At 67.1% G+C, this 26,358-nt stretch carries 22 protein-coding genes; 6 read left to right on the top strand and 16 right to left on the bottom strand.

The window, feature by feature from the left end:
- Positions 1-60 precede the first annotated feature (60 nt).
- The 7 genes from QSJ34_RS12140 to QSJ34_RS12110 all read right to left on the bottom strand — a co-directional run bounded on the left by QSJ34_RS12140 (position 61) and on the right by QSJ34_RS12110 (position 12,241).
- Positions 61-1,572 carry a hypothetical protein gene (locus tag QSJ34_RS12140; protein WP_285575545.1) on the bottom strand — a complete coding sequence of 504 codons (1,512 nt, stop codon included), beginning with the start codon at positions 1,570-1,572 and terminating at the stop codon, positions 61-63.
- Positions 1,573-1,631: 59 nt separating this feature from the next.
- The gene (gene mfd / locus QSJ34_RS12135; RefSeq protein WP_285575543.1) at positions 1,632-5,057 is read right to left on the bottom strand and encodes a transcription-repair coupling factor; all 3,426 of its coding nucleotides are present in this window, start codon (positions 5,055-5,057) and stop codon (positions 1,632-1,634) included.
- A 126-nt stretch (positions 5,058-5,183) separates the two neighbouring features.
- Positions 5,184-5,888 (bottom strand): nitroreductase family protein, encoded by a 705-nt coding sequence (locus QSJ34_RS12130; RefSeq protein ID WP_285575541.1) that lies wholly within the window; start codon positions 5,886-5,888, stop codon positions 5,184-5,186.
- Positions 5,881-9,081 (bottom strand): efflux RND transporter permease subunit, encoded by a 3,201-nt coding sequence (locus tag QSJ34_RS12125; protein ID WP_285575537.1) that lies wholly within the window; start codon positions 9,079-9,081, stop codon positions 5,881-5,883. Before QSJ34_RS12125 ends, QSJ34_RS12130 begins: the two co-directional genes overlap by 8 nt.
- 3 nt (positions 9,082-9,084) lie before the next feature.
- Positions 9,085-10,230, bottom strand: a complete 1,146-nt coding sequence (locus QSJ34_RS12120) for an efflux RND transporter periplasmic adaptor subunit (RefSeq protein WP_285575534.1) — start codon at positions 10,228-10,230, stop codon at positions 9,085-9,087.
- 26 nt (positions 10,231-10,256) lie between these two features.
- Positions 10,257-11,561, bottom strand: coding sequence for a TolC family protein (locus QSJ34_RS12115; RefSeq protein ID WP_285575532.1), 1,305 nt, complete (start codon positions 11,559-11,561; stop codon positions 10,257-10,259).
- Between the two features lie 2 nt (positions 11,562-11,563).
- Positions 11,564-12,241: a TetR/AcrR family transcriptional regulator gene (locus QSJ34_RS12110; RefSeq protein ID WP_285575530.1), complete on the bottom strand. Its 678-nt coding sequence runs from the start codon at positions 12,239-12,241 to the stop codon at positions 11,564-11,566.
- Between the two features lie 148 nt (positions 12,242-12,389).
- On the opposite strand from QSJ34_RS12110, the gene QSJ34_RS12105 reads away from it, so the two are divergent.
- Complete coding sequence (locus QSJ34_RS12105) at positions 12,390-12,740, top strand: hypothetical protein (protein ID WP_285575528.1); 351 nt, start codon at positions 12,390-12,392, stop codon at positions 12,738-12,740.
- On the opposite strand, the gene QSJ34_RS12100 is transcribed toward QSJ34_RS12105, so the two are convergent.
- The 5 genes from QSJ34_RS12100 to QSJ34_RS12080 form a co-directional block, all read right to left on the bottom strand.
- A complete protein-coding gene (locus QSJ34_RS12100) occupies positions 12,737-13,660 on the bottom strand; it encodes an alpha/beta hydrolase (protein WP_285575526.1) in 924 nt (307 codons plus the stop codon). The two genes, QSJ34_RS12105 and QSJ34_RS12100, sit on opposite strands and share 4 nt — an antisense overlap.
- A 108-nt stretch (positions 13,661-13,768) precedes the next feature.
- Positions 13,769-13,972 (bottom strand): cold-shock protein, encoded by a 204-nt coding sequence (locus QSJ34_RS12095; RefSeq protein ID WP_243287678.1) that lies wholly within the window; start codon positions 13,970-13,972, stop codon positions 13,769-13,771.
- Between the two features lie 186 nt (positions 13,973-14,158).
- A complete protein-coding gene (locus tag QSJ34_RS12090; RefSeq protein ID WP_285575524.1) occupies positions 14,159-14,953 on the bottom strand; it encodes a porin family protein in 795 nt (264 codons plus the stop codon).
- A gap of 181 nt (positions 14,954-15,134) precedes the next feature.
- The gene (locus QSJ34_RS12085; protein ID WP_285575522.1) at positions 15,135-17,261 is read right to left on the bottom strand and encodes an alpha-ketoacid dehydrogenase subunit alpha/beta; all 2,127 of its coding nucleotides are present in this window, start codon (positions 17,259-17,261) and stop codon (positions 15,135-15,137) included.
- A gap of 248 nt (positions 17,262-17,509) precedes the next feature.
- Positions 17,510-18,739, bottom strand: a complete 1,230-nt coding sequence (locus QSJ34_RS12080; RefSeq protein ID WP_420798850.1) for an ammonium transporter — start codon at positions 18,737-18,739, stop codon at positions 17,510-17,512.
- A gap of 136 nt (positions 18,740-18,875) precedes the next feature.
- On the opposite strand from QSJ34_RS12080, the gene QSJ34_RS12075 reads away from it, so the two are divergent.
- Genes QSJ34_RS12075 through bioB form a run of 3 tightly spaced genes read left to right on the top strand, consistent with a single transcriptional unit; the run spans position 18,876 to position 22,524 of the window.
- Entirely contained in the window at positions 18,876-20,831 is a 1,956-nt protein-coding gene (locus tag QSJ34_RS12075; protein ID WP_285575519.1) for an ATP-binding protein, read from the top strand.
- A complete protein-coding gene (locus tag QSJ34_RS12070; RefSeq protein ID WP_285575517.1) occupies positions 20,828-21,526 on the top strand; it encodes a response regulator in 699 nt (232 codons plus the stop codon). Before QSJ34_RS12075 ends, QSJ34_RS12070 begins: the two co-directional genes overlap by 4 nt.
- A 41-nt stretch (positions 21,527-21,567) precedes the next feature.
- Positions 21,568-22,524 (top strand): biotin synthase BioB, encoded by a 957-nt coding sequence (gene bioB, locus QSJ34_RS12065; RefSeq protein WP_285575514.1) that lies wholly within the window; start codon positions 21,568-21,570, stop codon positions 22,522-22,524.
- Between the two features lie 3 nt (positions 22,525-22,527).
- On the opposite strand, the gene QSJ34_RS12060 is transcribed toward bioB, so the two are convergent.
- Positions 22,528-23,019: a hypothetical protein gene (locus tag QSJ34_RS12060; protein ID WP_285575512.1), complete on the bottom strand. Its 492-nt coding sequence runs from the start codon at positions 23,017-23,019 to the stop codon at positions 22,528-22,530.
- A 76-nt stretch (positions 23,020-23,095) separates the two neighbouring features.
- Complete coding sequence (locus QSJ34_RS12055; protein WP_285575510.1) at positions 23,096-23,950, bottom strand: hypothetical protein; 855 nt, start codon at positions 23,948-23,950, stop codon at positions 23,096-23,098.
- A 291-nt stretch (positions 23,951-24,241) separates the two neighbouring features.
- Between QSJ34_RS12055 and QSJ34_RS12050 the strand changes: the two genes are divergently transcribed.
- Complete coding sequence (locus tag QSJ34_RS12050) at positions 24,242-24,904, top strand: hemerythrin domain-containing protein (protein WP_285575508.1); 663 nt, start codon at positions 24,242-24,244, stop codon at positions 24,902-24,904.
- 70 nt (positions 24,905-24,974) lie between these two features.
- Positions 24,975-25,220, top strand: a complete 246-nt coding sequence (locus tag QSJ34_RS12045; protein WP_285575506.1) for a CDGSH iron-sulfur domain-containing protein — start codon at positions 24,975-24,977, stop codon at positions 25,218-25,220.
- A gap of 9 nt (positions 25,221-25,229) precedes the next feature.
- On the opposite strand, the gene QSJ34_RS12040 is transcribed toward QSJ34_RS12045, so the two are convergent.
- Positions 25,230-25,955, bottom strand: a complete 726-nt coding sequence (locus tag QSJ34_RS12040; protein ID WP_285575504.1) for an efflux RND transporter periplasmic adaptor subunit — start codon at positions 25,953-25,955, stop codon at positions 25,230-25,232.
- Positions 25,956-25,997: 42 nt separating this feature from the next.
- Positions 25,998-26,348 (bottom strand): cytochrome c3 family protein, encoded by a 351-nt coding sequence (locus QSJ34_RS12035; RefSeq protein WP_285575501.1) that lies wholly within the window; start codon positions 26,346-26,348, stop codon positions 25,998-26,000.
- Positions 26,349-26,358 lie beyond the last annotated feature (10 nt).

Below are 26,358 nucleotides of genomic sequence, written 5' to 3'. Positions count from 1 at the left end.
CCGCCCAAACAGGAGGATCGGCGAACGGCGGATCTTCACCGGCGAACGGCCCGGGGCCCGCTACCACTGTTCCAGGAAAGCCTGGGCCTCCGCTTCCGCAGGCGGCGTGAGATAGGCAAAGCGCATCAGGCGATCGTTGAATTCATAGTGCAGCTCGCGGTTCTCCTCGATGAGCAGCTCCAGCTGCTCCCGGTGGATGGCTTCGTCCGTCAGGAAGCGCCAGTAGATGGCGTCGGCGACCTCCTTCAGGCCCAGGGTGCGGGCCTCCCAGTGGGTGCGCAGGAGGGCCCGCCAGCCCACCTTCTTCAGGCCCGTGTCGTGGGTGATCGCGTCCTGCCAGATCGGTCCGGCCCAGGCCTGGATGAGCTCTACGGCCCGCTCTTCGCCCTGGCGGCCCAGGCTGAGCACCAGCTCGCCCAGGTCGTAGACCACGGTCTCGTACGCGAAACCCAGGCCTTCCCGCGTGGCCATGCGCGCGTAGTGGAGCAGGTGCCGCGCGGCCTCGTGCATGCGGGCCGGGGTCGGATGGAACACCTCGATGAGCAGGCGGTAGTAGTAGGAGAGGTTCTGGAAGCGGCGCAGGTCGTGCTGTTCCACCGCCTCGCGCAGCAACATGTTGAAGGTCATCACGTGCAGCTCGATCACCGCCTCCGTGCCGGCCTCGCTGGCCAGCCGCGCCGTGTCCACCAGTTGGCTGGCCAGTTCGGACAGCAGCTCGTGCTGGCGCTTGGTGGCCACCTCGGTGATCTTGAGCGTCTGCGCGAGCACGTAGGCTTCGGGCCAGACCTGCTCGCGGATGAGGTAACCCTGCCCCTCCTTCGCCAGGCCCGGCACAAACCAAGGTCGCGAGCTCCGCCAGCCCAGGCCCTCCCCGGGGCCGCTGGCGATGATGCCCGCCAGCAGCGTGTGGAGGGAGCCCATGGATCTCAGGACCAGCTGCCGGTCTCCGCGGGCCATGCCCGTGAGCGCCATGTTCGTCACCACGTCGATGATCTCGAAGAGGTTGTCCTTGTGGGCCTCCACGCGCTTGGTCTGGCCCAGCACACGAAGGCTGCGCAGGGCCTTCCGCGTCAGCATCGGAACGAAGTAGCTGGGGCGGAGGAAACGGCTGATGGCGTAGAGAAAGGGCAAGGCCCCGGTGATCACCACGAGGTAGATGAGGGCCAGCGCATCCACGAGCAGGCGGTTGAGCAGGCTGCCCGCGGGCGTGAAATTCAGCGCCAGGCAGATGATGTGGCTGGCCAGCAGCAGGGAGAGCATCACGACGATCAGGGGATGCTTGACGTAGAGCGTGACGAGCTTGGGCGTGTAGAGGTTGGCCGTCAGCGGCACGATGAGGGCGATGCAGGTGAGCACCACCGCCATGAACTGGTTCAGGGTGCGTCCCGCCACCGGCAGCGTGGCGGAATCCACCCCCTGGTTGATGCCGTAAACCGCGATGAAGGTCGCGAGGACCAGGCCGCCCATGAGGCCCGCCCCCGTCAGCAGAATGAGAGCGCGTGGGCTCTGGGTATTGCCGATCTTCTCGTTTTCCATGCGCCGGTCCCAGGGGCCCGGATCTTCCCGGGCCATGCCAGCCTTTCGGCCGGTCCCCCTGAACGGCTGAATCCCCGGCAGGGAGATGGTCTGAGCTAAAGTCCCGCCCACTCCGCGAGCACGCGCTGGGCCTGCAGCATGGGCCCGTCCTGGGTGCCCAGCAGGGGCAGGCGCAGGGCGCCATCGGGACTGAACTGGGCGCCCTTCTTCTGGCCCACCCAGGCCATGAGCTTGGCAGGATCCAGCGGCGTCTGGGGGCTCAGGCGGAACTTGAGCTGGCCCTTTTCCACGGCCACTTCCGATACCGCCAGATGCTGTGCCCGCAGCTTGACCTTGAGCAGTTCGAAGAAGCGGATCGTGTCGGCATCGTCATCCGGCACGTGGCCGAAGCGGTCCTCCAGGTCCAGCTTGTAGAGTTCCAGCTCCCGCTCATCGCGCAGGCGCGAGATGCGCTTGTAGGCCACGAGGCGCTCGCTGGCCTGGTCGATCCAGCGGCGGCTCAGCTGGGCGCCGGGCGCCAGGCCGTCCAGCTTCACCTCGAAGGTGCCGCTGGGCTGGCCCTGAAGCTCCTGGAGCGTTTCCTCCAGCAGCTTCACGTAGAGCTCGAAGCCGATGTCGTGGATATGTCCCGACTGCTCGCCGCCCAGCAGGTTGCCCGCGCCGCGCAGCTCCAGGTCCATGGCCGCGATGCGGAAACCCGAGCCCAGTTCCGAGAAGTCCTCCAGGGCCTGAAGGCGCTTGCGGGCATCCTCGCTGACCTCGTGCTTGGGCGGGATCAGCAGGTAGGCGTAGGCGGGCACGTCGCTGCGCCCCACGCGGCCCCGCAGCTGGTAGAGCTGGCTGAGCCCGAAGGCGTCGGCGCGGTGCACGATGAGCGTATTGGCGTTGGGCACGTCGAGACCGTTTTCGACAATGGTTGTCGCCACCAGCACGTCAATGCGCCCCTCCATGAAGCCAAGCATCGCCTGCTCCAGGGCCTCGTCCGTCATCTGGCCATGGCCCACGGCCACGCGAGCGTCGGGCACCAGCTCGCGCACCCGCGCGGCGATGCTGACGATGGATTCCACGCGGTTATGCACGAGGTAGACCTGGCCGCCGCGGCGCATCTCGAACTGGATGGCCGTCTGCACCAGCTCGTCGCTCCAGGGCGCCACCACGGTCTCGATGGCGAGCCTGTCCTTCGGTGGCGTCTCAATCAGGCTGATCTCGCGCAGGCCCGTGAGGCTCATGTGCAGCGTGCGCGGGATGGGCGTGGCCGAAAGCGCCAGCTGATCCACGTTGAGGCGCAGTTTTTTCAGCTTCTCCTTGTGGCCCACGCCGAAGCGCTGCTCCTCGTCGATGACCACCAGGCCCAGGTCCGCGAACTTCACCCGGGCGCCGAGCATCTGGTGCGTGCCGACGACGATCTCGATCTTGCCGTCGGCGAGCTCCTGCAGGATGCGCTTCTGGTCTGCGGCGTCCACGAAGCGGTTGAGCATCTCGATGCGCACGGGAAAGCCGGCGAAGCGCTCGCGGAAGGTCCGGAAATGCTGGAAGCAGAGGATGGTGGTCGGGCAGAGCACGGCCACCTGCCGACCTTCCAGCGCCACCTTGGCCGCGGCGCGCATGGCCACTTCCGTCTTGCCGAAGCCCACGTCACCCACCAGCAGGCGGTCCATGGGGCGCGGCGATTCGAGATCGGCCTTCACGGCCTCGATGGCCTCGATCTGATCCGGCGTGGGCGTGAAGGGGAAGCTGGCGTCGAAGGCCGCCATGTCCGGGCCGTCCGATGGATAGGCGTGGCCCTTCTCCAGCTTGCGCTGGGCGTAAAGCTTGAGCAGCTCGTCGGCCATGTCGCGGATGGCCTTCTTGGCCTTGCGCTTGACCTTGGCCCAGGAGGCGCCGCCCAGCTTGTCCAGGGGCGGCAGGTGGCCTTCTGCGCCCGTGTAGCGCTGGACGAGATCGGCCCGCTCGAGGCTGACGTTGAGCTGGCCGCCGTCGGCATAGCGCAGCTGCAGCACCTCCTGTTCCTCGCCGCCCGCCGTGAGGGTGGAGAAGCCGAGGAACTCGCCGATGCCGTGATCCATGTGGACCACGCGGTCGCCGGGCTTGAGGTCGCGCAGGTCCGACAGGAAGGCCGAGCTGCGGGATTTCTTGGGCGCCGCCTGGATGGCCTTGCGGCCGAAGACTTCGCGCTCGGTGAAGAGCACGAGGCCCGGCTCCTTCAGCAGGAAGCCCGCGCTCAGGGGCAGGTGGATGGCGTGGCATCCGGCTTCGGTGCCGTGGGCCTGGGGCAGTTCGTGCTCGCGCAGGATCTCGTGGAAGCGGTCCCGCATGCCCGGCGTGGAGCCCGCCAGGTACACGCGGTGCCCCGTGAGTGCGAGGTCCTGCAGGTGCTCGGCCAGCTCCGAGAGGCGGCCCTGGAACTCGCGCACCGGCTGGGCGGCGAGAGGCACGGTGGCCTCGCTCTGCCACTCGGTGAGCAGCAGGGTGGGACGGCTGGGATCGCCGGGCAGGAAGCGGTCCTCGAAGTCGGGGCAGACGACGCCGCCGCGGCGCAGCATGGCCAAGCCCTCCTCGATGCGCGCGCGCTCGGCGTCACGCAGCGCATCCTCCCAGGCGCTGTCCAGGCGCACGCGCAGGCAGGGCGGCACCCAGTGGACAAGCTGCCCCTTGGGCTGGCTCAGCAGGGGATGGAACAGCTCCTCGCCCGGAAAGTGGCCGTGGGTGGCGAGTCGCGCGCGACGGAAGGCCAGGTCGTCCTCGGGTTCCTGGGTGCGGTCCGCGCGCGCCTGCACGGCGGCCATCAGCGCCTCGCCGGTGCCCCGCTCGCCTTCGAAGCGCGGGTATAGGGTGAGGGCCTCGAGGGAATCGCCCGTGCGGCGCTGGGTGTCGGGGTCGAAGGGACTCAGGCGCTCCAGCTCGTCGCCGAAGGTCTCCAATCGCAGGGGCTGATCCAGGTGGTCGGGCCAGAGGTCGACGACCATGCCGCGGGAGCTGAATTCGCCGGGTGCCGAGGCCATTTCCGTGCGGCGATAACCCAGGGCCACGAGGGTCTCCAGCAGCAGCTCGCGGGGCACTTCGGCCCCCTTGGTGAGTTCGAGTTTCTGCTTCTGGAACCAGGTGGGATGGGGCAGCTTTTCGCAGGCCGTCAGCGGCCCGGTGACCAGCACCTGGACGCGGCGCTCCAGCAGGCCCACCAGGGCCGAGAGCCGCTCGCGCAGCACCATGGCCGGGGGGCTGCTCTCACCGCCGACATAGGGCGTGAAGCCCGGGAAATACGCCACTCCCGATCCGGGGAGGAGGACTTGCAGATCCTGGGCCAGGGTGCGCGCCTCGGCCTCGCTGGGGGCATCCACCCACAGGGATTGGGCCCGTCCGCCGCGCGTGATCCACTTGGCGAGCACGAGGGCCAGCGCGGCGGGCGACATCCACCGCAGGCGGGAGCCCGGGGCACCGAGATCGAAGCTGGCCTCGGCCGCGGTGGCTGTCCCCTCGCTCGGCCGGAGGAGATCCCTGAGATCGTGGCCCGTATCAGTCATAGATCCTTCCAGATTGCCCGAGGCCCGCGCAGGTGTCTTTCAGAAAGGTCGCGGATCCCGAAAGGATGGGGCCCGGACAGCGGAACTGTCCGGGCCCCCTCAGGTGCCGCCGTTGACGCGAAGGCCTCAGATCTCCCGGACGGCCCAGTCCCGCGGCATGAGCACGCGGTCCCACCACAGGCCCGCCTCGCTGCGCTTGCCCACGGCGAGGAACATGTTCACCTCGGCGCCCCGCGGAAGATCCAGCAGGGCCTTGGCCCGCCAGGGATCGAAGCCTTCCATGGGGCAGGTGTCGTAACCCTCGGCCCGCATGGCGAGCATGAAGGTCGCGGCGGCGAGGGCCGTGCTCTTGTGGGCCATGATGCGGACATCGCCCCGGGACATCAGGTTCGGCATCGGCTTAAAGAGGGAGGTGACGCGGCTGAAGGCGCGCTTCAGCGGCCCCAGCAGCCCGAAGGGCCCCGTGGTGTAGACCACCGGAATGATCTTCCGGTAGTAGGAGGCCTGGCTCGGGCGCAGGGGGCCGCGGGATTCGAAGATCCGGATGATCTCGTCGCGGTTGCGGCGCCAGGTGTCCCGGCGCGTGACGAGGGCGATCAGCAGGGGCGCGGTCTTCGCGGGCATCTGGTCCAGACAGGCGGCGTTGGCCGCCTGCCGGACCTTCGGATCGCGGATCACGATGAACTGCCAGGGCTGGAGGTTGCTGGAGCTGGGCGCAAGCCGGGCCGCGTCAAGGCAGCGGTCCAGCACCTCCTGGGGGACGGCATCTGGAAGGAAGTCGCGGATGGTGCGGCGCGATTCCACGGTGGTGTAGAAGGGCGCCTCAGGCATCGGGGGCCTCCACCTGCGGGCGCATGACCTGGGGCTCGGGCTGCGCCATGCCGAGGCGCAGGCGAATCCAGGCCCAAGCCTTGGCCAGGCTCAGTTCCTCGACGAACTCGAAGAAGACCGGCACGACGATCAGCGTCAGCAGGGTGGAGGTGATGATGCCGCCCACGACGGCCCGGGCCATGGGCGCGCGCATTTCCGCGCCCGCGCCCAGCGCGAGGAAAAGGGGCAACATGCCGCCGACCATGGCGAAGCTGGTCATGAGGATGGGCCGCAGCCGCACGGTGCCCGCGCGGATGATGGCCTGGCGCCTCGATATCCCTTCTTCGCGTTCCAGGTGCAGGGCGTGGTCCACCAGCAGGATGGCGTTCTTCGTCACCAGGCCCATGAGCAGGATCATGCCGATGCTCGTCATCATGGACATGGAGTCGCCGGTGACGAGGAGCATGAGCACCATGCCCACCATGGAAAGCGGCAGGCTGGCCATGATGGCGACGGGCAGCTTGAAGCTTTCGAACTGGCTGGCCAGCACGAAGTAGATGAAGAACACCGCCAGCAGGAGCGAGGTGCCCATGTAGCCTGCGGTCTCCTTCTGATCGCGGGTCTGGCCGAGGAATTCGACACGCACGCCTTCCGGCAGCTTGCCGCTGCGCTTCAGGTCCTCCACCTTCTTGGCGGCCAGGGCGCTGACTTCGCCCAGGGTGGAGCCATCGAAGTTGGCGTCGACTTCCACCTCGTCCATCAGGTCGTGGCGCTGCAGCTTGGCGGGCGCGATGCCCTCCTCGAAACGCACCACCTGGTTCAGACGGACCAGCGGATGCTTGCCGCCGCCCAGATCCTTGGTGCTCTGCACGGTCATGTTGGCCAGCTGCGTCGTGAAGCGGCGCTGCTGGTCCTCGAGACGCACGCGCACGTCGCGCTGCTCGCCCTTCTCGTCCTCGTACTTGGCCACCTTCTCGCCATCCACGAGGGGGCGGACCATCTGGGCCACCAGGGCCGGGCTCACGCCCAGATCCGACGCGGCCTTGCGATCGACGACGAGCCTCAGTTCGGGCTTGCCGCTGTCGAGGCTGGTGGTCACGTCCACGGCGCCGGGCACGCTGCGCAGGGCCTCCTTCACGAGGGGCACCGCCTGGATGACGGCGTCACGCTCCGGAGCCTGCACGGCCACCATGATCGGATAGGCCATGCCCCAGTCACTCACGGGGCCCACGGCCGCATCCACGCCGGGCACGGAGCGGAAGCCCTCGCGGATCTGACGGCGGATGTTGATATGGCTGGGACGGCGGCCTTCTTTCAGCTTCACGTAGATGCCGCCGGAATCCACAGTGCCGTTGAGGCCCGTGCCGATGGTCGTGTAGGTGTGCTCCACGCCGGGAACGGCCTTGATGGTCGATTCCAGGGCCAGGGCCTTTTCGCGGGTGGCCGCCAGGCTGGAGCCGGGCTCGGCCTTGAAGGTCACCTGCAGATCGCCGCGGTCATAGTCGGGCATGAAGTTGTTGCCGAGCAGGCCCGACAGGCCCATGGCCAGCACCCAGGTGCCGAAACCCAGGCCCAGCACGGTCCAGCGGTGGTTGAGCGACCACTCGATGGCCAGCTTGTAGAGGCCCTCCCAGCGATCGAGCATGCGGCCGAAGGCTTCCACGGCCCGCATGATGGGGTTGCGGCCCCGGTAGTGCACGTGGCCATCGCTGCTCTTCTCGTGCTCGGGATCGGGCCACACGGCGCTGAGCATGGGATCGAGCGTGAAGCTCACGAACAGCGACACGGCGACGGCAAAGGCCACCACGATGCCGAAGGGGAAGAAGAACTTGCCGACAATGCCGCCCATGAAGGCCACGGGTACGAACACCGCGAGGATCGACAACGTGGTCGCGATGACCGCGGGGCCGATCTCGGCTGTGCCTTCTCGAGCAGCTGTCACGTGGTCCTTGCCCATTTCCGCGTGCCGCGTGATGTTTTCGCGCACGACGATGGCGTCGTCGATGAGGATGCCGATGGCCAGGCTGAGGCCCATGAGCGTCATCACGTTCAGGGTGAAATCCAGGGCCCGCATGACGATGAACGTCGAGATCACGGACACGGGTAGGGTGAGGCTGGTGATGAGGGTGGAGCGCCAGCTCTTCAGGAAGAAGAAGACGATGATCACCGTGAGCAGGCCACCCACGTAGATGGAGACGTTCACGTCATCCACGTTGTCGATGATGAAGCGGGCATTGTCCTTGGCGGTGACCACTTCCACGCCCTGCTTCTGCAGTTCGGGTTTCAGTTCCTCCAGCGCCTTCTCCACCGCCGTCACCATGGCCACGGTGTTGCCGCCGGTCTGCCGCTGGATTTCCAGGGCCACCACGTCCTTGCCGTTGAGGCGGGCCAGGCTGCGCTTCTCCTTGATGCCGTCCACGATCTTCGCGACTTCCTGAAGCTCGATGGGGCGGCCTTCCTTGTTGCCCACGATCACGTGTTCGAAGTCGCCCACGGACTTGGCCTTGGCGTCCACCTTCACGGACACCTCGCGGTTGCCCTGCAGCAAGTTGCCGCTGGGGATGGCCATGGTGTCGCCGGCCAGGGCGTTCTTCACGGCCGCAAGGGCCAGGCCCTGGGATTCGAGCTTCTGGGGATCGATCTGGATGAGGATCTCGCGGGTGCTGCCACCGGCCGGATCCACCTTGCCCACACCGTTGATGTTCTCGATGCGGCGCTTGAGGAAGTCCTCGGCGATGCGCGTGAGTTCCCGATCATTCATGCCGGCGTGCTTGGCGTCGGGCTTCACCACGAGGGAGAGCACGGGCAGCTGGGCCGGGTCGAACTTGGAGATGACCGGCTCTTCGATGTTGCTGGGCAGATCGCGGCGGATCTGGCCGATCTTGGTGCGCACATCGTTGAGCGCGTTATCGACGTTGCGCCCCAGCTGGAACTGGACCACAAGCGTGCCCAGGCCCTCCTGGCTGGTGGAGCTGATTTCCTTGATCTTCTCGATGGGGTTGACCGCTTCCTCGATCTTGCGAACGACGTCCTGCTTGACGGATTCGGGGCTGGCGCCGGGGTAGACGACGGAGACGGTAACGGTTGGGATGTCCGTGTTGGGGTACTGGTCGATGCCCAGGCTCTTCACGGAGAAGAGGCCCAGCACCACCAGGGCGAGCATGATGCAGACGGTGAAGACCGGCCGCCGGATGGAGAGGTCGGAAAGGAACATGGGTTATTTCCCTCCCTTGGCTGAAGCGCCGACTACACCCTGTGCGGCAGCGCCGCTGACGACACGCAACCGACTGCCTTCGTTCACCAGATCCTTGCCGCTGTCGACCACCTGGGCGCCGACCGCGAGGCCCTGCACGGGACGGAAGCCGTCCTGTTCGGGACCGAGCACCACCTTCTTCCGGCGGGCGGTGTCCTGCTCGGCGACGTAGAGTTCGGCGTCCCGGTCCTGTGCCTTCAGCAGGGTGGCCGGAAGGGCCGCGCTCTTGGCTTCGCCCTCACCGAGGATGACGCCCTCCACGAAGAGCCCGCCCTTGAGCAGGCCGTCGGGATTGGCGACTTCGATGCGAACGCGCAGGGTGCGGCCGTCCTGGGAAAGGCTGGGGCTCACCTGGGCGACGCGGCCTTCCACCATGCGGTCGAGACCGACGGCGCGGAAGGTGGCGCGCTGGCCCACCTTCACCTGAGCCATGGCCTCCGTGGGCAGGTCGGCGCGGATCTCGAGTTTGCGGTTGTCCACCACTTCAAAAGCGGTCTGGCCGGGGTTCAGCATTTCGCCGGGCTGCACGAGGCGGCGCGCCACCTGGCCCGCGAAGGGCGCGACGAGGCGGGCCTTCTTGAGCCGCAGCTTGGCCAGTCCGAAGTTGCTGTCGGCGGCCTGGGCCGCGGCCTTGGTGGCGTTATAGGCCGTCTCGGCCTGCTGGGCCGCCTGGCGGGTGATGCTGCGCTTCTCCAGCAGGGCCACGGAACGGTCGTTGTCGCGCTGGGCCTGAAGGGCCTGGGCCTTGGCCTGGGCGAGCTGGGCCTCGGCGGCCTGCACGCCCAGCACGTAGTCGTCCTCATCCTGGGCGCCGAGCAGCGCGCCGGCGGCGACGGTGTCGCCTTCCTGCACGGCCACGCGGGTCACGCGGCCGGTGACTTCGGCCTTCAGTTCGGCGCGGTTCACGGCCAGCAGGGTGCCGGTGAAGGCCACGGCGGAATGGAAGCTGCGCTCCTGGACGGGCACCAGGGTCACGGCCACGCTGCCTTCGGATTTCACGGCGGCCTGGTGGTTCAACTCGTCATTGCGCTTGCCGCGGTGGAAGGTGGCCGCTCCGGCGATCACGACGACGGGAAGGGCGACGTAGAGAAGAAGGGGTTTGCGGTTCATGGTCGGCTCCGAGAAATTCGTCAGCATCAAAGAGGGGGCAGGCCGATCGAGCGGCGCTGATCAAAGCGGGCGGACCAGAGGCCCAGTTCGGCGCGGCGGCGCTGGCTTTCGGCCTGGCGCTCGGCCCGCTCCGCCTGCAGGAGGTCGAGCGAGGTGATCAGGCCCTGATCGAAGGATTCGCGGCTCATGCGCAGCGCCTCGAGGGCAGCATCATGCGCCTTCCGGGCCGCTTCGTTCAAGGCGATGGCCTTTTCCAGTTCCCGGTCGGCACTGCTCTGCTCGATGGCCACCGACCTTTCCCGGTCGATGCGGGCCTGCTTCACCTGCTCGAGCTGGGCCGTGTTCTGGGCCCGCTTGCCCGAGCTGCGCAGCCCGTCAAAGATCGGGAACTTCATGGTGACGCTCACCTTCCAGGTGTCGTAGGGATCCCGCCACAGGTTTTCGGTCTTGCCGGCCTGGTAGCCGTAGCTGGCGCTGAGATCGAACTTGGGACGCAGGTCCGAGGTGATGATCTTTTCGTTGGCCCGGTACATCGCCTCCTGCTGCTTGAGCTGGGCGAGTTCGCTGCGCTCGGCGCCGGCGGGCTTGGCGCCGAGGGACAGCTCACCCATTCCCGCCAAATCGAGGGGGGTCTTGGGGTCCAGGCCGAGCTGCCCGTTGAGAACCTCGATGGCCCGCTTCACCTGGGCGTCGGCCTGCAGTGAATCGGGGATCACCGCCAGCAGTTCGCTCTCGGCCCGGAGGCGGTCCAGCTCGGTGGCCGTCTGGGCCTCGAGCTTGGCCTTCACGTCCTGCACGAACTGCTCGGCGGTCTTGCGTCTGGACTCGATGACCTCCTGCTCCGCCTGGGCGTTCAGCACACCCAGATAGGCCTTGGCGACGCCATGCAGCACGTCCAGTTCCGAGGTCGTGTAGGCGAAGGCGGCCTCCTGCTCGCCCATCTTGGCGATGTCGATGGCCGTGCCCAGCTTGCCCCAGTAGAACAGCGGCTGGGTGAGGTTGGCCTGGCCGGTGTAGAAGCTGCGGGCGCCTACGAGGGAGGTGGGCGAAATGCCGAAGGACGCGGCGCTGTCGGCGAACCCGCTGTTGAGGATGGAGACATCCCGGGTGCGCGTGAAATCGCCCATGAGCGAGAGCTGCGGCAGGGCGTCGGCGCGGGTGCTGGTGATGAGGCCGCGGCGCTCTTCGACGCGGGCCTTGGCCGCGCGGAGCATGGGGTTCTCGTTCCGGGCGCGGGTCAGGGCGCCGGAGAGGTCGAGCCTGAGGGGCGCGCCAGCCGGGACGGGGGCCGGAGCTGGCGCCTGGAGGGCGGGTGGGGCGAACAGGAGCATGGTCAGTTCCTCGGCTGCGGAAAGGCCTCGGGAACGCCAAGTCCCCTCAGGCTGAAGTCGATGAAGTGCTGGATGACTTTGGTGAGGTCTTCGGGATAGTCGGGGTTCTTCCGGATGAGGCGGATGATCCCCAGGGAGTTCCGGTAGTGGATCATCAGGCCCTGGATGCTCACGCCCATGGAGAAGAGGTCGTCCTCGTCCAGATCCGGGCGCAGCACCTGCAGGCAGTTCATCAGGTAGGTCACGTAGGGCTGCAGGTGCTCCATGAGCAGATCCGCCGAGGCGGCCCGGGGGGATTGCATCTCCCTGGCCATGAGCACCATGGCCGCCTCGTTCAGGGGATCGGACCGGTCGCAGGACATCAGCTCGGTCACGAAGGCCTTGATGTAGTTCTGAAGCCCTTCGAGGGCGGCCTTGCGGGCCCCGGGCGCCCCGGCCGGCGGGATGCCTTCCAGCTCGGCCACGGCGCAGACCTCCTTGCGCGCAAAGATGGCCTTGAGGACTTCCAGGTAGAGGCCTTCCTTGCCGCAGAAGTGGTAGGTCACCAGCGCCGAGTTGGCGTTGGCGCTCTTGGCGATCTCGCGAATGCCCGTCCCGTCGAAGCCCTTGGCGGCGAAATGCTGGATGGCCGATTCGATCAGGCGGGTTCGGGTGTCCTGGTTCAGGGCCGGAGGGGTCATGAGGGTCCTCAGGTGTGAATCAATCGAATGATTAATTCATGAACCATGATTAATCAAACGTTTGATACCTGTCAAGCCGGGAATTTTGTCCCATGTGATCGCATTCATGGATACCCCATGCGATTCTGGTCCTTCACGGAGACAGCCCATGATGTTCCAGGTCTTCTATTTCGTCCTTTTCCTCGTCCTGATCTTCCAGGGCACCCATGTCGCCGGGGAGGTGAAGACTCCCCTCGGCACCCTGCCTGAGGAAGTGGGCCAGAACCCCGTGGCCGCGGCCCGCTGGGGAATCCTGCTCATCACGGTCGGATTCTTCGGAGGCATCGCGGGCCTGCTGAGCTACCGCGCCCCCGCCGTGGCGGCCGCCCGCCCGGCCCTGTTCATCGTGGGTCTGGGCACGCTCGCCCTCTACGGCCTGTGGGTGATCTTCCTGGGACGCAAGCCCGAGTTCATGGGCAAGCCCGCCGTGGCGGACGACCACGGGCACGGCCACCACTAGGGCAACAGTCCCCAGCTCCGCAGGCGCGGGTCGGCCCAGGCCCTCCACCCGCCGGATAGCCGGGCTCCGACTTCCAGATGTTGGGCCCCGGGAACGACCGTGAGGTCCGGCAGGTTCCGGGCGATGGCCTGTACTCCCGGCAAGGGCGTGACCTGGTCCGCATCGCCCGCCAGCAGGGCCACGGGGGTCTGAAGCCCCCGGCTGGCGCGAAGCGGGGAAACGGTGTCGGGATCAAACCGCGCGATCCGGCCGGCCCGCCAGATTCCGAAGCGCTCCGCCGGCCGGGCCAGCACCTCGAAGGGACCCAGCGTTCCACGCAGGTGGTGGCGGGCCGCGTCCCGCAGATCCCGGAAGGGGCTTTCCAGCAGGGCCCCGGCCAAGGGCCCGCCTTCGCGTTCCAGATCGGCCAGGGCCAGCAGCGCCACGCCCGCGCCCTGGCTTGATCCCACCAGGACCTGGTGCTGCCTCGGCCAGCCCGCGCTCTCCAGGAAATGGACCACGGCGGCCACATCCTCCCGCTCATGACCGCCGAGCGTCGTCGGGACGGACGGGTCCAGATCGCGCCCGCGGAACGTGAAACAAAGGACATCCAGGCCCGGAAGGTCCTGAAGCCGCGGAGCCGAGCCCAGGGCATCATCCCCGAACCCGTGCAGGAGAATTGCCGCCCCCCTTCCCTCGGATCTGTGGAGCCAGTGGACCTGCAAGCGGGCCGCTCCGGAGGGCACGGCGTGGAGCGTCCACCGCTCTCCCACGGCGGACAGGGCCGCGAGCCGGGTCTCGACCTCACCGGGAACGCGACGGGGCTGAGGCGCGTGCAGGAGCAGCCCGGGCAGGCACCAGCCCGCAAAGAGTGAAGCGGCCAGGTAGAGCATGAGCAGGACGAGCCCCGCCCTCAGGAGGCTCCGGTTCACGGGGGACATGGTCGCTCCGGGGGATGCCTGGATTACGACCGTCTCGAACCGCTGATTAGCGTCCCTTAAACGAAACAAGCGGCCCCGAAGGGCCGCCTGTCCTAGGAACGGTTCGAATTAGAGCTTCTGGACGTTGGTAGCCTGGGGGCCCTTCTGGCCCTGAGCCACTTCGAAGCTGACGCGCTGGTTCTCGTCCAGCGTGCGGAAGCCGCCGCCCTGGATGGCGGTGTGGTGGACGAAGAGATCAGCGCCGCCCTCGTCGGGGGTGATGAAACCGAAGCCCTTCTCAGCGTTGAACCACTTGACGGTGCCTTGAGCCATGACTGTTTCCTGCAGAATGTCTGGTGATGTTGTAGCGATGACTTTCCCCAGACAAGGCCGTCATAGCATGTTCGTGAGGTCCGCCCTTGGCGGGTCACGCGAACAGGATGACAGGATTGCGGAAGTCCATCCTTTTTTTTTGCAACCAATCTTCCCGATCAGGCATTTAGAGAGAATCACCCCAGCTCAGAACCGGACCACGGCCCCCAGCCCCACACCCTTCCGATCCAGCTGGAAATCAAGGTCATCCTTGATGGAGCCCTTGGGCACCTTGAAGCTGCCACCCTCGTAGAAGGCGCGGAGTCCGAACCAGTTCACGGGAAAGACCCGCAGGTCCACGCCGAACAGGGTGTACTTGGCCTGCTTGTAGCCCAGGTAGTGGAAGTAGGCCTTGCTTTCGACCGCGCCGTTGAAGCCGCGGGATCCACCCGAAAGGCCGATCTGAGGGATGGGGGCCGTAACCCGCGTGCTGGCCGCCATGGGCAGGGCCGGGTCGGCGCTGGAGGCATCCATGTCCAGGGTCCAGGCCTGGACGCCCAGATCGAGGCCCAGCCAGGTGTCGGTGTCGCGCACGAACTTGATGGTCCACACGCCATCCACGCTCGCCAGCTTCACGTGGGAGAGGACGCGGGTGCCGGCCGTGTAACTCGTGCCGTTCAGCGTGACCGTGCGCGTGACGGTGCGATCGCCCTTGTAATCCGCCGAGCCGCTGGACACCTGGAAGGCGAAGCGGGGGCCCTGGTAGTCGAGGAAGAGTCCCGGCGTGGTCTTGTCCCTGCCCAGGCCCAGGTCCCCGTCGAGGTCCAGGAAGATCGGCTTGCCGTCCTGCGAGCCCTCGAAATGGCCCGTGAGGGTGGGGCCATAGCTCTGCGCGCCGAAGGTCCAGGTGCGCTGGAACCCGTTGGACACCGGGTTCGGCGCGCCCAGCTGGGCGAAGGCCGAGGTGGCGCAGAGGGCAAGAGCAAGGGGCAGGATCCGCATGTCTCCTCCGGGAGGACTGTTCATCCTATCGGCGGAAGGGGCTGTACCCCGGAATATCGGCCCACCGGAGAGCATGTATGTGTCACGGGGATCCCCGCAGACAAGCAGAGGCAGGGCTCTGCCATGCCTCTGCGCGGGGGACCCGGGGGGTGTGCGCGCAGCGCGGAACCCCCGGACAGCATCAGACGGACATGATTTTGCGGTAGGCCTCAAGGAAATCCTTGGGCTGGGGCAGGATCTCGTCTTCCAGCGCCGGGTAGTAGGCCACCCAGGTGTCCTTGGCCGCCACGCGGCGCACGGGGGCGTCCAGGTGGAAGAACAGTTCGTCGGCGATGCGCGCGGCGATTTCCGAGCCGTAGCCCCAGCTGAGCGTGTCCTCGTGGGCCACGATCACGCGGTGCGTCTTCTTGACTGTTCGCTCGATGGCCACCCAGTCGTAGGGGTTCAGCGAGCGCAGATCGATGATCTCGACGGAGATGCCTTCCTTTTCGGCCTCGCGGGCCGCCTGCACCGCGCGATGGACCGTGCAGCCGTAGGTGATGACGGAAAGATCCTTGCCCTCCCGCACGGTGCGCGCCTTGCCGAAGGGGATCATGAAGTCGGGGCCAGGATCATTGCCCTTGTTGTGGGTCTGCCGGTAGAGGTGCTTGGGTTCGAGGAAGAGCACGGGGTCGTCGCAGCGGATGGCCGTGCGCAGCAGGCCGGCGGCGTCGAGCGCGTTGCTGGGGCAGACGACGCGCAGGCCGGGGATGTGCGTGAAGGTGCTTTCGCCGCACTGGCTGTGATAGGTGGCGCCGCCCATGAGGTAGCCCGCGATGGGCACGCGCACCACCATGGGGGACTTGAAGGCGCCGTTGGAGCGCCAGCGGATGTTGGCCAGTTCGTCGCGCAGCTGCTGCATGGCGGGCCAGATGTAGTCGAAGAACTGGATCTCCACCACGGGCTTGAAGCCCCGGGCGGCCAGGCCGATGCCGCGGCCGACGATGGTGGCCTCGGCCAGGGGCGTGTTGAACACCCGATGGTTGCCGAACAGTTTCTGCAGGCCGTGGGTGGTCTTGAAGACGCCGCCCTTGCCCTTCACCTCGTCGAGGATGTCGGCGCGGCTGGCGTCGGCCACGTCCTCGCCGAAGACGAGGATGCGCGGATCCCGCGCCATCTCCTGCTTCAGGGTCGTGTTGATGAGGTCGAGCATGGTCTTGGTGCCCGTGGCCTGGTCGCCCGCGGCCTGCTCGGTGTCGAAGGCGGCCGATGTTGGATCCACCTCCTCGCTGTAGAGGTGCTGGTAGTAGCTGCCGGGCTCGGGGCGCGGCGCGGCGTCCGCCTCGTCCCAGGCCGCATCGATCTCGGCTTGCACTTCTTCCTTCAGCATCTGGAGCTGGGCTTCCGTCAGATCCCCGCTCTCCACCAGGTGCCGGGCGTAGGTCGTCACCGGATCCCGATGGGCCTCGGCCTCGCGCTGGGCCTTGGATTTGTAAAGCTGCTCGTCGTCGGAGAGCGAATGGCTGTAGGGGCGGATCACCTTGGCGCGCACCAGGGCCGGGCCCTTGCGGGCACGGGCATGGTCGGCGGCCGTCTTCAGGGCCTCGTAGCTGGCGATGGGATCACAGCCATCCACGTCGTCCAGGATCAGCAGGCCGTGCCCGGCGTAGCCTTGCAGCAGGGCCGCCACGTTGCCGCCCGGGTACTGCACCTCGCTGGGCGTGCTGATGGCATAACCGTTGTCTTCTACCAGGAATACCAGGGGCGCCTTCAGGTTCACCGCATTGCTGAGGGCTTCCCAGAACTCGCCCTGGCTGCAGGTGCCGTCCCCCGTGGTGACCAGGCCCACCTCGTCGGACCGGATGCCGAGCTGCTCCTGCAGGCCGCCCTGCTCGGCGCGAACCACGGCTTCCATGGCGCCCACCGCCTGCAGGAACTGGCTGCCCGTGGGGCTGGAGGTGGTGAAGATGTTGAGATTCTTGTGCCCCCAGTGGCTGGGCATCTGGCGGCCGCCGCTGGCGGGATCGGCCACCGCGCCCACGGAACCCAAGAACATCTCCTTGGCCGTGTAGCCCAGACCGTAGGCCAGGGCCCGGTCGCGGTAGTAGAAGAAGAACCAGTCGTGACCGGGACGGAACACCATGGAAGCCGCGGCCTGGACCGCCTCGTGGCCCACGCCGTTGATCTGGAAGAAGACCTTGTTCTGCCGTTTGCCGGTGATCTCTTTGTCGTCGATGCGTCGCGCGGCGTAGATCGTCCGGTAGAGCCGGACCCGCTGTTCGCGGGACAGGCTGGTGGCGATGGCAGTCTGGGCGGAGCTATGGGCCACAAGAACTCCTCCCGCCGAGGGGCGGCGAATGGCCCAATCTAGCACGCAGACCAATCCCCCCCCATTTACCCCGGAATCTTTCACAGACTATCGGCCCAACGGGCCTGAATGTGGACAAGGGCACAGACCGCCGCAGATCAATTCATGACGGAAGGGTCTAGAAACTTTTTCCGGTAAGAATGTAAGCGGGGCGGCCCAAAAGAGCCGCCCCGCTGGTTCGGAGGGATTCCGTCCGGGCCTTCCAGGGGCTAGATGCCCTGGGGATAGGCCTCTTCGCCGTGCAGCTCGGTGTCGAGCCCCTTCTCTTCGGCGGCCACACCCACGCGAACGGGGGTGATGCGGTCGATGATCCAGAGCATGCCGTAGGTGAAGCCGAAGGCCCACACGGAGGAGATCAGCACGGCCGCCATCTGCTTGCCGAAGAAGCCCGTGCCGCCCAGCAGCAGGCCGTCGGTGCCCGCGGGGTTCCAGGCCTTGGAGGCGAAGACGCCGAGGAAGATCACGCCGATGAGGCCGCCCACGCCGTGAACGCCCCAGACATCCAGCGCGTCGTCCCAGCCCAGCTTGTTCTTCAGCGCCACGGCGTAGTAGCAGATCACGCCCGCGAGGATGCCGATGAGGGCGGCGGTGCTCAGTGACACGTAGCCCGCGGCGGGGGTGATGGTGGCGAGGCCGGCGACGGCACCCGTGAGCAGGCCGACGAACTTGGGCTGCTTGGCGTTCATCCACTCGACCATCAGCCAGGTGGCGGCGGCGAAGGAGGCGGCGACGTCCGTGTTGAGAAAGGCGCTGGCGGTGACGCTGTCCACCTTCAGCTCGGAACCGGCATTGAAGCCGTACCAGCCGAACCACAGCAGACCCGTGCCCAGGGCGATGAGGGGCACGTTGTGAGCCACGTTCTCGACCACCTTGCGCTTGCCCACGTAAAGGATGGAGGCCAGGGCCGCGAAGCCGGCGGTGTTGTGCACCACGATGCCGCCCGCGAAGTCGAGCACGCCCCACTTGGCCAGGATGCCCTCGGGGCTCCACACCATGTGGACGAAGGGGAAGTAGACGAAGATCAGCCAGCCCGTGAGGAACAGGAAGTAGGCCTTGAAGGTCACGCGGTTCGCGAAGGCGCCGGTGATGAGGGCCGGCGTGATGATGGCGAACATCATCTGGTAGGCCACGTGCACGATGAGGGGAATGCCCGCGTCATTGCCCGTGAACATGGTCTGCAGCGTGATGCCCTTCAGGAAGGCGTAGTGCGTGGGGTCGCCCACGATGCCGTGCCAGGAGGGGCCGAAGCACATGGAATAGCCGAAGGCGAACCACAGCACCGTGGTCCAGCCCAGGCTGACGAAGCTCTGGGTCATGATCGTCAGCACGTTCTTGCGGCCCACGAGGCCGCCATAGAAGAAGGCGAGGCCCGGCGTCATGAGCATGACGAGGCTCGCGCAAAGCAGCATGAACGCTGTGTTTCCTACATTGAGTGGCATGGGCGCCATAAAACAACCTCCGAGTCCGGATGTTCCGGATGCCGGAAGTATGGAGAGGGGGGCCTGTGACCTGGGTCCGCGGGAACCACTTTTTACGCGCTTTTTATATGGCAGCGCCTTGGTACCCTGGACCTTCATGAACGCCCCGCTCCGCCCCATTCTCGTGGCCCTCGGATCCGAGGCCCGCGCCCTGCGCCTCATCCAGGCGGGCTTCCGCCTGGCCCGGGAGCGATCCGTCCCCTGGATCGCCGTCCATGTGGACATGGGCGGCGGCCAGATCACGGAAGATGCCGAGCAGGCGCAGGTCTGGCTGCAGGAGGCCCAGCGCCTGGGCGCCGAGATCCGCATCGTCCGCGCACCGACCCTGGCCCAGGGCCTGACAGAGGCTACTCGCGGCACCCATGCCCAGGCCCTCCTGCTGGGGCGGTCGCGGGACCGTTGGCCCTGGGCGCGCGTGGGCCATTCCACCGCCGACGAGCTGCAGCGCCGCGGCCTCGACACGGCCATCGAGGTGCTGGACGATCCGGGCGATGCCGCCGGCGGCAACCAACCGCCGTTGGGCTTCGGCGCCATGGTGGGCATGCTGAGCGTGCTGGGGGCCTGCTCGGGCCTGGCCTGGCTGGTGCCCCGCGAAGGCAATATCGCCCTCGTGCTGCCCGTCTATCTCGCGGCCGTGACCTTCATCGCCCACCGCTGGGGTCAGGGCCTGGCCGTCCTGGCCTCGGTCCTGAGCACCCTGCTCTACAGCTTCCTGCTGGAGACGCCCCGCTTCAGCCGTGGCGCCGCCCAATGGCCCAATCTGCTCTTCTTCCTCGCCATGCTGCTGGCCGCCCAGGCGGTGATCGGCCTGCTGCACCGCCTCCGCGCCCAGGCCCGTGAAGTGCAGCGCCGCGAGATGCACACGGCCTCGCTGTACCTGCTGGGCCGGGCCCTGGCGCGCTGCCGCACCCCCGAGGAGGTGGGCCAGACCGCCTCCGAGCACATTCGCCGGGTGTTCAAGGTCGAAGCCTGCCTCCTCCTCCCGAAGGTCGGAACCTGGAAAGCCGTGCCTCCGCCCTCGCTGGATCCGGGCCTGCCCCCGCCCGAAGATCTGCTGCCCAGGCTCAGTGTCGAAGAGCGGCTCGGCGATCCCCTGGAACCCCTCGCCTTCGGGCCCACCTACTGCCTGTCGCTGACCGGGACCGACCGCAGCGAAGGCGTGCTCCAGGTCCTGCCGCGGGACCCGGCGGGATTGCCGCCGGGCACCTGGGAGCTGCTGAAGGCCTTCGCGGTCCAGATCGCGCTGGCGCTCGAGCGGCTGCGCTGGCTGGAAGAGGCACGGAAGGCCCAGATCGAAAGCGAGACCGAGCGGATGCGGAGTTCGCTCCTGGGCGCCATCGGCCACGATCTGCGCACGCCGCTCGCCGCCATCCACGGCGCCGCGGGCAGCCTGCTGCTGCCGGGACAGTTGAGTGAACCCACCCGCCGCGACCTGCTCACCATGATCCAGGACGAGAGCGAACGCCTGGCCCACCTGCTGGGCAACCTGCTGGATCTCACGCGATTGGAAAGCGGCGCCATCCAGGTGCAGAAGGAATGGCAGCCCCTGGAAGAGGTCGTCGGCTCGGCCCTGGGCCGCATGGAAAAGCGCCAGGGCGGCCTGCCCATCCATGTGGACCTGCCCGAGGCCCTGCCCCTGGTGCCGCTGGACGCCGCCCTCATCGAGCAGCTGCTCGTGAACCTGCTGACGAACGCGCAGCGCCACGCGCCCGGAGAAGCCATCGACCTGCGGGCCTGGGATGAATCGGGATGCATCCACCTGGAGGTGGCGGATCGCGGACCCGGCATTCCCGAGGGCTTCGAGCAGCGGATCTTCGACAAGTTCTTCCGTCTTCCCGGAGCGGGCGAAGGCGGCGTGGGCCTCGGCCTCGCCATCTGCCGCGCCATCGCCCAGTCCCACGGCGGCACCATCCTGGCCGGGAACCGGCCCGGCGGTGGATCGCGTTTCACCGTGACCCTGCCCCTCGACGGCACGCCGCCCGAACCTCCCGAGGCGGCCGATTCCGTCTTCCCCGGAGGGGCCGAACCTACCCTCCCCGGGGGGGCCCTGTGAACCAGCCGCTGATCCTCATCATCGAGGACGAGGAGTCGCTCCGCCGCTTCCTGATCCCGACCCTCTCGGGCCAGCAGTACCAGGTGCTGAGCGCGGCCACGGCCGCCGAGGGCCTGGCCATGGCGCGCACACACAACCCGGATCTGGTGTTGCTGGATCTCGGGCTGCCCGACCGCGATGGGATGTCCGTGCTGAAGGATCTGCGCGCCTGGAGCCGCAAGCCCGTCGTCATCCTCAGCGCCCGCAATCAGGAGCGGGACAAGGTCGCGGCCCTCGACCAGGGCGCCGACGACTACCTCGCCAAGCCCTTCGGCGCGGCGGAACTGCTGGCGCGGATCCGGGTGGCGCTGCGCCACACCCTTTCGGCCGATGTCGCCGATCCCGTGATCTGCAGCGGCGGGCTGCGGATCGACCTGGAACGGCGCGAGATCAGCCAGGGGGGCCGACCCGTCAAGCTCACCGCCCTCGAGTACCGCCTGCTGGAAGCCCTGGTGCGCCGCCAGGGCAAGGTGGCCACACACAGCCAATTGCTCAGCGAGGTCTGGGGCCCCGGCGGCGAGGGCAACACCCACTACCTGCGCATCTACATGGCCATGCTCCGCAAGAAGCTGGAAGTCGATCCCACCCGGCCCAGGCACTTCATCACCGAACCCAACGTCGGATACCGGCTCAACCTGGATGCTTCCTCGGATTGATCGCAATCTCAGGTACAATCGAAACCTTTGCGAGCCCACCCATGTCCCTGTCGCCCGCCGAGATCCGCGCCATCCACGACCTGCCCGTGCCCGAGCTGCTCTACCGGGCGGCCACGGCGCATCGCCAGCACTGGAACGCCGAAGAGATCCAGTTCTGCACCCTGGATTCCATCAAGACCGGCGCCTGCCCCGAGGACTGCGCCTACTGTCCCCAGAGCGCCCGCTACCAGACCGACCTGAAGGTGGAACCCCTCAAGGACGTGAACAAGGTGCTGGCCGGGGCCCTGGAGGCCAAGGCCAACGGCAGCACGCGCTACTGCATGGGTGCCGCCTGGCGCGAGGTGAAGGACGACGCCAACTTCGACGCCGTGCTCGAGATGGTGCATGGCGTATCCAACATGGGCATGGAGGTCTGCGTCACCCTCGGCATGCTCAACGAGGACCAGGCGAAGCGCCTGAAGGCGGCCGGCTGCCAGGTCTACAACCACAACATCGACAGCAGCCGCGATTTCTACGAAACCATCATCCACACCCGCAAGTTCGACGAGCGGCTCGAAACCATCGCCGCCGTGCGCGCCGCGGGGCTCGAAGTCTGCTCAGGCGGCATCGTGGGCATGGGCGAAACGGTGGATCAGCGCATCCACTTCCTGCAGGAACTGACGGAACTCTCCCCCGCGCCCGAAAGCATCCCCATCAACCAGTTCGTCGCCGTGGACGGCACGCCCCTGGCGAACGTGGATCCCCTGCCCCCGCTCGAACTCGTGCGCATGATCGCCACGGCCCGCATCCTCTTCCCCAAGAGCCGCATCCGCCTCAGCGCCGGACGCACGCAGATGAGCGACGAGCTGCAGGCCCTCTGCTTCTTCGCGGGGGCCAACAGCATCTTCACCGGTGAGAAGCTGCTCACCACCCCCAACCCGGGCGGCAACCACGACCACTGGCTGCTGAACGCCCTGGGTATGCGGGTGGAGGGGGCCCCTGCCCAAACGGGAGCCTAGAGGCTACTTGCCCGGCAGGGGTCCCGAGGTCCTGGCATTGAGGGAATTCGGATCGGTGACGAAGACCATGTGGAAGTTGCCCTGCATGGTCTGACCGAACAGGGTGCCGGGATTGTGCTGGTGCGTCGTGTATTCCTTGGCGATGAGCTCAAGGGCGATGTTCTTGGCCCACAGCTTGTTGTTGTCCTGCTGCAGCACGGCGACCTGACTGCTCAGGGTGGCCACCTGCGCCTTCTGTTTTTCGACGAGGGCTTCCAGCGCTGCCATCCGCGTCTCAAGGTCATCGAGCTGAGGCTGGACGAGCCGGGCCGGACGCGCGCCGGTTCCCCCGGTGGGCGGCGGAGGCGTCACCTGGATGGGAGCGGGCCGCCCCGAGGTGTCCTGGGTGAGGGGGGACACCTTCACCTTGGTCTTATCGACCTTGGTTTCCTGGGCCGGGGCGACCAGGACGGCCGTGGCCGCGAACAAGGTGAGGGCAGGCCAACGTGCCTTCATGGATCCTCCGGGTTGGGTGGTGAAAATTGAATCTCAATCTACCACCACCCCCCCATGGGCACCGTTCCCATCCAGTCTATTTTTTCTCTTCCTTGGCCGGTGCGGGCTTGGCTTTGGCGGCGGGCTTGGCGGTCCACTCCTTCCAGAACTCGGGGTCGGCCTTCAGGTCCCCCTCATCCGGATAACTCATCTTGGGATCCACGCCCAGGAGGAAGGACTCCTCCCGGCCCGTGGCTTCGGCACTGAGCTTGGCCAGGCCCTTCAGGCCCTCCTCCCCGGCGGTCTCGGCGAACTTGCGATCATCGGCCATGGCCGCATCCAGGTCGGCCATGGAGCGGAGCGGCACCACCACGAGGAAGGTGGGATTGGTGGTCCCCGCCATGCCCTGATAGATGCCCCAGTGCGCCGCCAGCCCCGCCTTGTCGTAGAACGCACCCATCTTGTTCGCGAAGTCCTTGAATGCCTCGTCCTGGCCGGGCTTCACGCGGATGACGAAGGTCCAGTAGAAGTGCGGGTAGAGGGTCCCGGGACTGCGGCTGAGGTCGGGGCGCAGCACATAGAGCTCGGTCCGGCTGTTGGTGACCATCTCTCCATCCTTGACCGCGAAACCCTCAACCTGGGCCTTGAGCGCGGGGTTCTTGCCGATGAAGGCGTCGGCCTTCTCCAGGTCCGCGAAGGTGCCCACGGGATTGACCCACCAGACCTGGTTGGGCCCCGCCACTGGGCTCATGGCGTAGAAGTGGTAGGGGAACTTGGCGGCTGCGATGGCCCGCGTCCAGGCTGTTTCGTTCTTCTGGTGAGCCGCTCCCTTCCCGGGTTTCATCTCCTCGATGCCGATCAGCACCACCTTCGGCCAGTTCCAGGCCTGGGGCTCGGCGGCCCAGACCGCGGTGGCACCAAGGGAGAGGCACAGCAGGACTCGGGTGTTCATGACAGTCTCCTGAATAGGGGGGCGCCCGACGGGGCGCCGGGGTTGATCAAGGCTGTTTCTGTCATACGTGCCGGGAGGGCAGGACGAATTACGAGCCTGACCACCATGAACCCCTTGCCCCGCCCTTGCAAGCCAGTCATTAGAAAAAACAGGCCCCATTCACGTCAGATATGCAGATGCATCTCCGCGCAAGCGACCTGGAGCACCTCCGGGCCTGCGAGAATGGGAACGGACCCTTTGATCCCACCCCGGAACCATCCGAACCGTCCGAAGGACGTCCCACGAGGCCCCATGCAGCTCATCGAGGATCTCCGCGCCGAACACGCCCTCATCGAGCAGGTGCTGGGCTCGCTGCGGGCCTTCGTGACGGCGCGCCTGGCGGCCCAGGGCGACCCGGGGGATGGGCCGCGCTTCATGGCCTTCTTCCGCCGTTTCGCCGGGGACTTCCATCACGAGAAGGAGGAGCAGGTGCTCTTCCGAGCCCTGGTCGAAAGGGCCGAGGTCCCCGCGGAACGCGGGCCCGTCGCCGCGCTCACGGGCGAACACCAGCGCATGGCCGCCCTGCTGGACGCCATGGAGCACCTGATCGGCGGCCCCCTCGCCGACGACGCGGAGCGCCAGCTGCTGCAGGCCCTGGCGGTGGATTACAGCCATGCCCTCTGGCGCCACATCGACGCCGAGAATTCCGTCCTCTTTCCCGAAGGCCAGGAACGCCTGCGCCGCTTCCACGTGCAGGACCTGCCCTCCCGCCCCATGAGCGGGGAGGAGCGCCAGGCCCGCGAGGTCGGCGAGGCCCTGATCGCGGCCTACCCTCCCCAGCATGATCCGACGGTCCACCGCGGGGACGGCTGCGTCGCCTGCCCCTCGTACGGCGTCACCTGCGATGGGCTCGAACGCGAATGGTGGACAGACCTCGAATGGGAAGACATGTGGGACCGCATGTCGAGCGATTGATCCCGGAGGGGACAGCGGCGGTATAGTGGCCTCCACCTTCCACGCCAGGCACCCCGAACGGAGGATCGCCATGTCGGATTCCACGCCCCACATCGCCCAGAAGGCCCCCTGCAAGGTCGAGGTCGAAGCCGGAAAGACCTACCACTGGTGCGCCTGCGGCCTGAGCAAGAGCCAGCCCTTCTGCGACGGCTCGCACAAGGGCGGTCCCTTCACGCCCATGGCCTACACCGCCGATGTCACCGGGTCCAAGTGGTTCTGCGCCTGCAAGCACACGGGCACCAAACCCATGTGCGACGGCACCCACAAGAAGCTCTGATCGGACCGGTCACTTCGAGCTGGGCAGCTCCACCAAGGCCTTGATCCCGGACCGGATATGCCGCTCCGGGTTCTCCACCATCACGCGCACCCGCACCTTGCCTTCGGCATCCGCGCAGGGATCCACCAGCGCCACCTCGCCCTTCAGCTCGGACGAATCGGGCGTCTGGGGCAGGGAGACGCGGACCTTCTGCCCGAGCGCGAGGGAGGCGACGGTCCTCGGCCCCACGGCCACCTGCACCAGCACGCGGCTGAGGTCGAGGATGCGGAACATCGGCTGCGCGGTGGACACGCTTTCGCCCACCTCGTGGGTGCGCGTGACCACCACGCCATCCATGGGGGCCAGCACCGTGCGCAGGCGCACCTGCTCGGCCGCGCTCTCGTACTGCAGGCGCGCCAAGTCCAGCTCGATGCGCATTTCGAGCGCCTTCGATTCGGGAATGATCTTGTTTTCGTAGAGCCGCTTGGCCCCCTTGGCTTCGAATTCGCGGCGCTCCAGCAGGGCCTTGGCCCGCTGCATCTCCAGCTCCTCCAGCCTTCCGTAGAGCAGGGCCAGGGGCTGGCCCTGCTTCACGGCATCGCCCTCCTTCACTTTCATCTCGACGATGCGACTGGAGACGGGCGCGCTCACCTCCACCTGGCGGAAGGGCAGCACCGTGCCCTCGATCAGGGCTCCGGCCCTCGCCTCCAGGGATCCAAGCATCAACATCGACAGGAGCAGCATTCGAAGGGGCATGGGATCACTCACCTCTGCCCCTATCCTGTCATGACGCCTGCTTCATTTGATCTTGAAGGTGAATTTCCCTTCGTGGCATTCCAGGCATTTCACCACCGGCGGCTTGTGCTGGCGGTGGCATTCCGTGCAGAGGATGGGATCGTGCGGAGATCCGTGCGGGTTGGGCTTGGCGTCCTTCGTGAGCGCCTTCATGGCCGGATAGTCGCCATGGCAGACCATGCAGGCCTCGTCGGGCACAGCGGCCGAGGTGGGCTTCTCCTTCTGATGGCAGTCGTGGCAGATGAGCTTGGCCTTGGTGTGGGGCGCGGGCAGGGTCCGCTGCTCCTCGGCCGCGCCAAGCCCGGCCGCCAGGGCGCCAGCTAGTCCCAGTGCCACGATCCGCAGAAGACGCATGTGCCCTCCC

This window comes from Geothrix limicola, assembly GCF_030268085.1.
GTDB lineage: Bacteria > Acidobacteriota > Holophagae > Holophagales > Holophagaceae > Geothrix > Geothrix limicola.
This window is presented reverse-complemented; position numbering and strand designations above follow the sequence as displayed.

Coding starts and splice junctions, on each gene's coding strand:
- bioB (WP_285575514.1), top strand. CDS start 21,568: ATGTCCCTGTCGCCCGCCGAGATCCGCGCCATCCACGACCTGCCCGTG.
- QSJ34_RS12140 (WP_285575545.1), bottom strand. CDS start 1,572: ATGGCCCGGGAAGATCCGGGCCCCTGGGACCGGCGCATGGAAAACGAG.
- QSJ34_RS12130 (WP_285575541.1), bottom strand. CDS start 5,888: ATGCCTGAGGCGCCCTTCTACACCACCGTGGAATCGCGCCGCACCATC.
- QSJ34_RS12120 (WP_285575534.1), bottom strand. CDS start 10,230: ATGAACCGCAAACCCCTTCTTCTCTACGTCGCCCTTCCCGTCGTCGTG.
- QSJ34_RS12055 (WP_285575510.1), bottom strand. CDS start 23,950: ATGAACACCCGAGTCCTGCTGTGCCTCTCCCTTGGTGCCACCGCGGTC.
- QSJ34_RS12090 (WP_285575524.1), bottom strand. CDS start 14,953: ATGCGGATCCTGCCCCTTGCTCTTGCCCTCTGCGCCACCTCGGCCTTC.
- QSJ34_RS12110 (WP_285575530.1), bottom strand. CDS start 12,241: ATGACCCCTCCGGCCCTGAACCAGGACACCCGAACCCGCCTGATCGAA.
- QSJ34_RS12050 (WP_285575508.1), top strand. CDS start 24,242: ATGCAGCTCATCGAGGATCTCCGCGCCGAACACGCCCTCATCGAGCAG.
- QSJ34_RS12095 (WP_243287678.1), bottom strand. CDS start 13,972: ATGGCTCAAGGCACCGTCAAGTGGTTCAACGCTGAGAAGGGCTTCGGT.
- QSJ34_RS12060 (WP_285575512.1), bottom strand. CDS start 23,019: ATGAAGGCACGTTGGCCTGCCCTCACCTTGTTCGCGGCCACGGCCGTC.
- mfd (WP_285575543.1), bottom strand. CDS start 5,057: ATGACTGATACGGGCCACGATCTCAGGGATCTCCTCCGGCCGAGCGAG.
- QSJ34_RS12105 (WP_285575528.1), top strand. CDS start 12,390: ATGATGTTCCAGGTCTTCTATTTCGTCCTTTTCCTCGTCCTGATCTTC.
- QSJ34_RS12035 (WP_285575501.1), bottom strand. CDS start 26,348: ATGCGTCTTCTGCGGATCGTGGCACTGGGACTAGCTGGCGCCCTGGCG.
- QSJ34_RS12040 (WP_285575504.1), bottom strand. CDS start 25,955: ATGCCCCTTCGAATGCTGCTCCTGTCGATGTTGATGCTTGGATCCCTG.
- QSJ34_RS12125 (WP_285575537.1), bottom strand. CDS start 9,081: ATGTTCCTTTCCGACCTCTCCATCCGGCGGCCGGTCTTCACCGTCTGC.
- QSJ34_RS12115 (WP_285575532.1), bottom strand. CDS start 11,561: ATGCTCCTGTTCGCCCCACCCGCCCTCCAGGCGCCAGCTCCGGCCCCC.
- QSJ34_RS12045 (WP_285575506.1), top strand. CDS start 24,975: ATGTCGGATTCCACGCCCCACATCGCCCAGAAGGCCCCCTGCAAGGTC.
- QSJ34_RS12100 (WP_285575526.1), bottom strand. CDS start 13,660: ATGTCCCCCGTGAACCGGAGCCTCCTGAGGGCGGGGCTCGTCCTGCTC.
- QSJ34_RS12080 (WP_420798850.1), bottom strand. CDS start 18,739: ATGCCACTCAATGTAGGAAACACAGCGTTCATGCTGCTTTGCGCGAGC.
- QSJ34_RS12075 (WP_285575519.1), top strand. CDS start 18,876: ATGAACGCCCCGCTCCGCCCCATTCTCGTGGCCCTCGGATCCGAGGCC.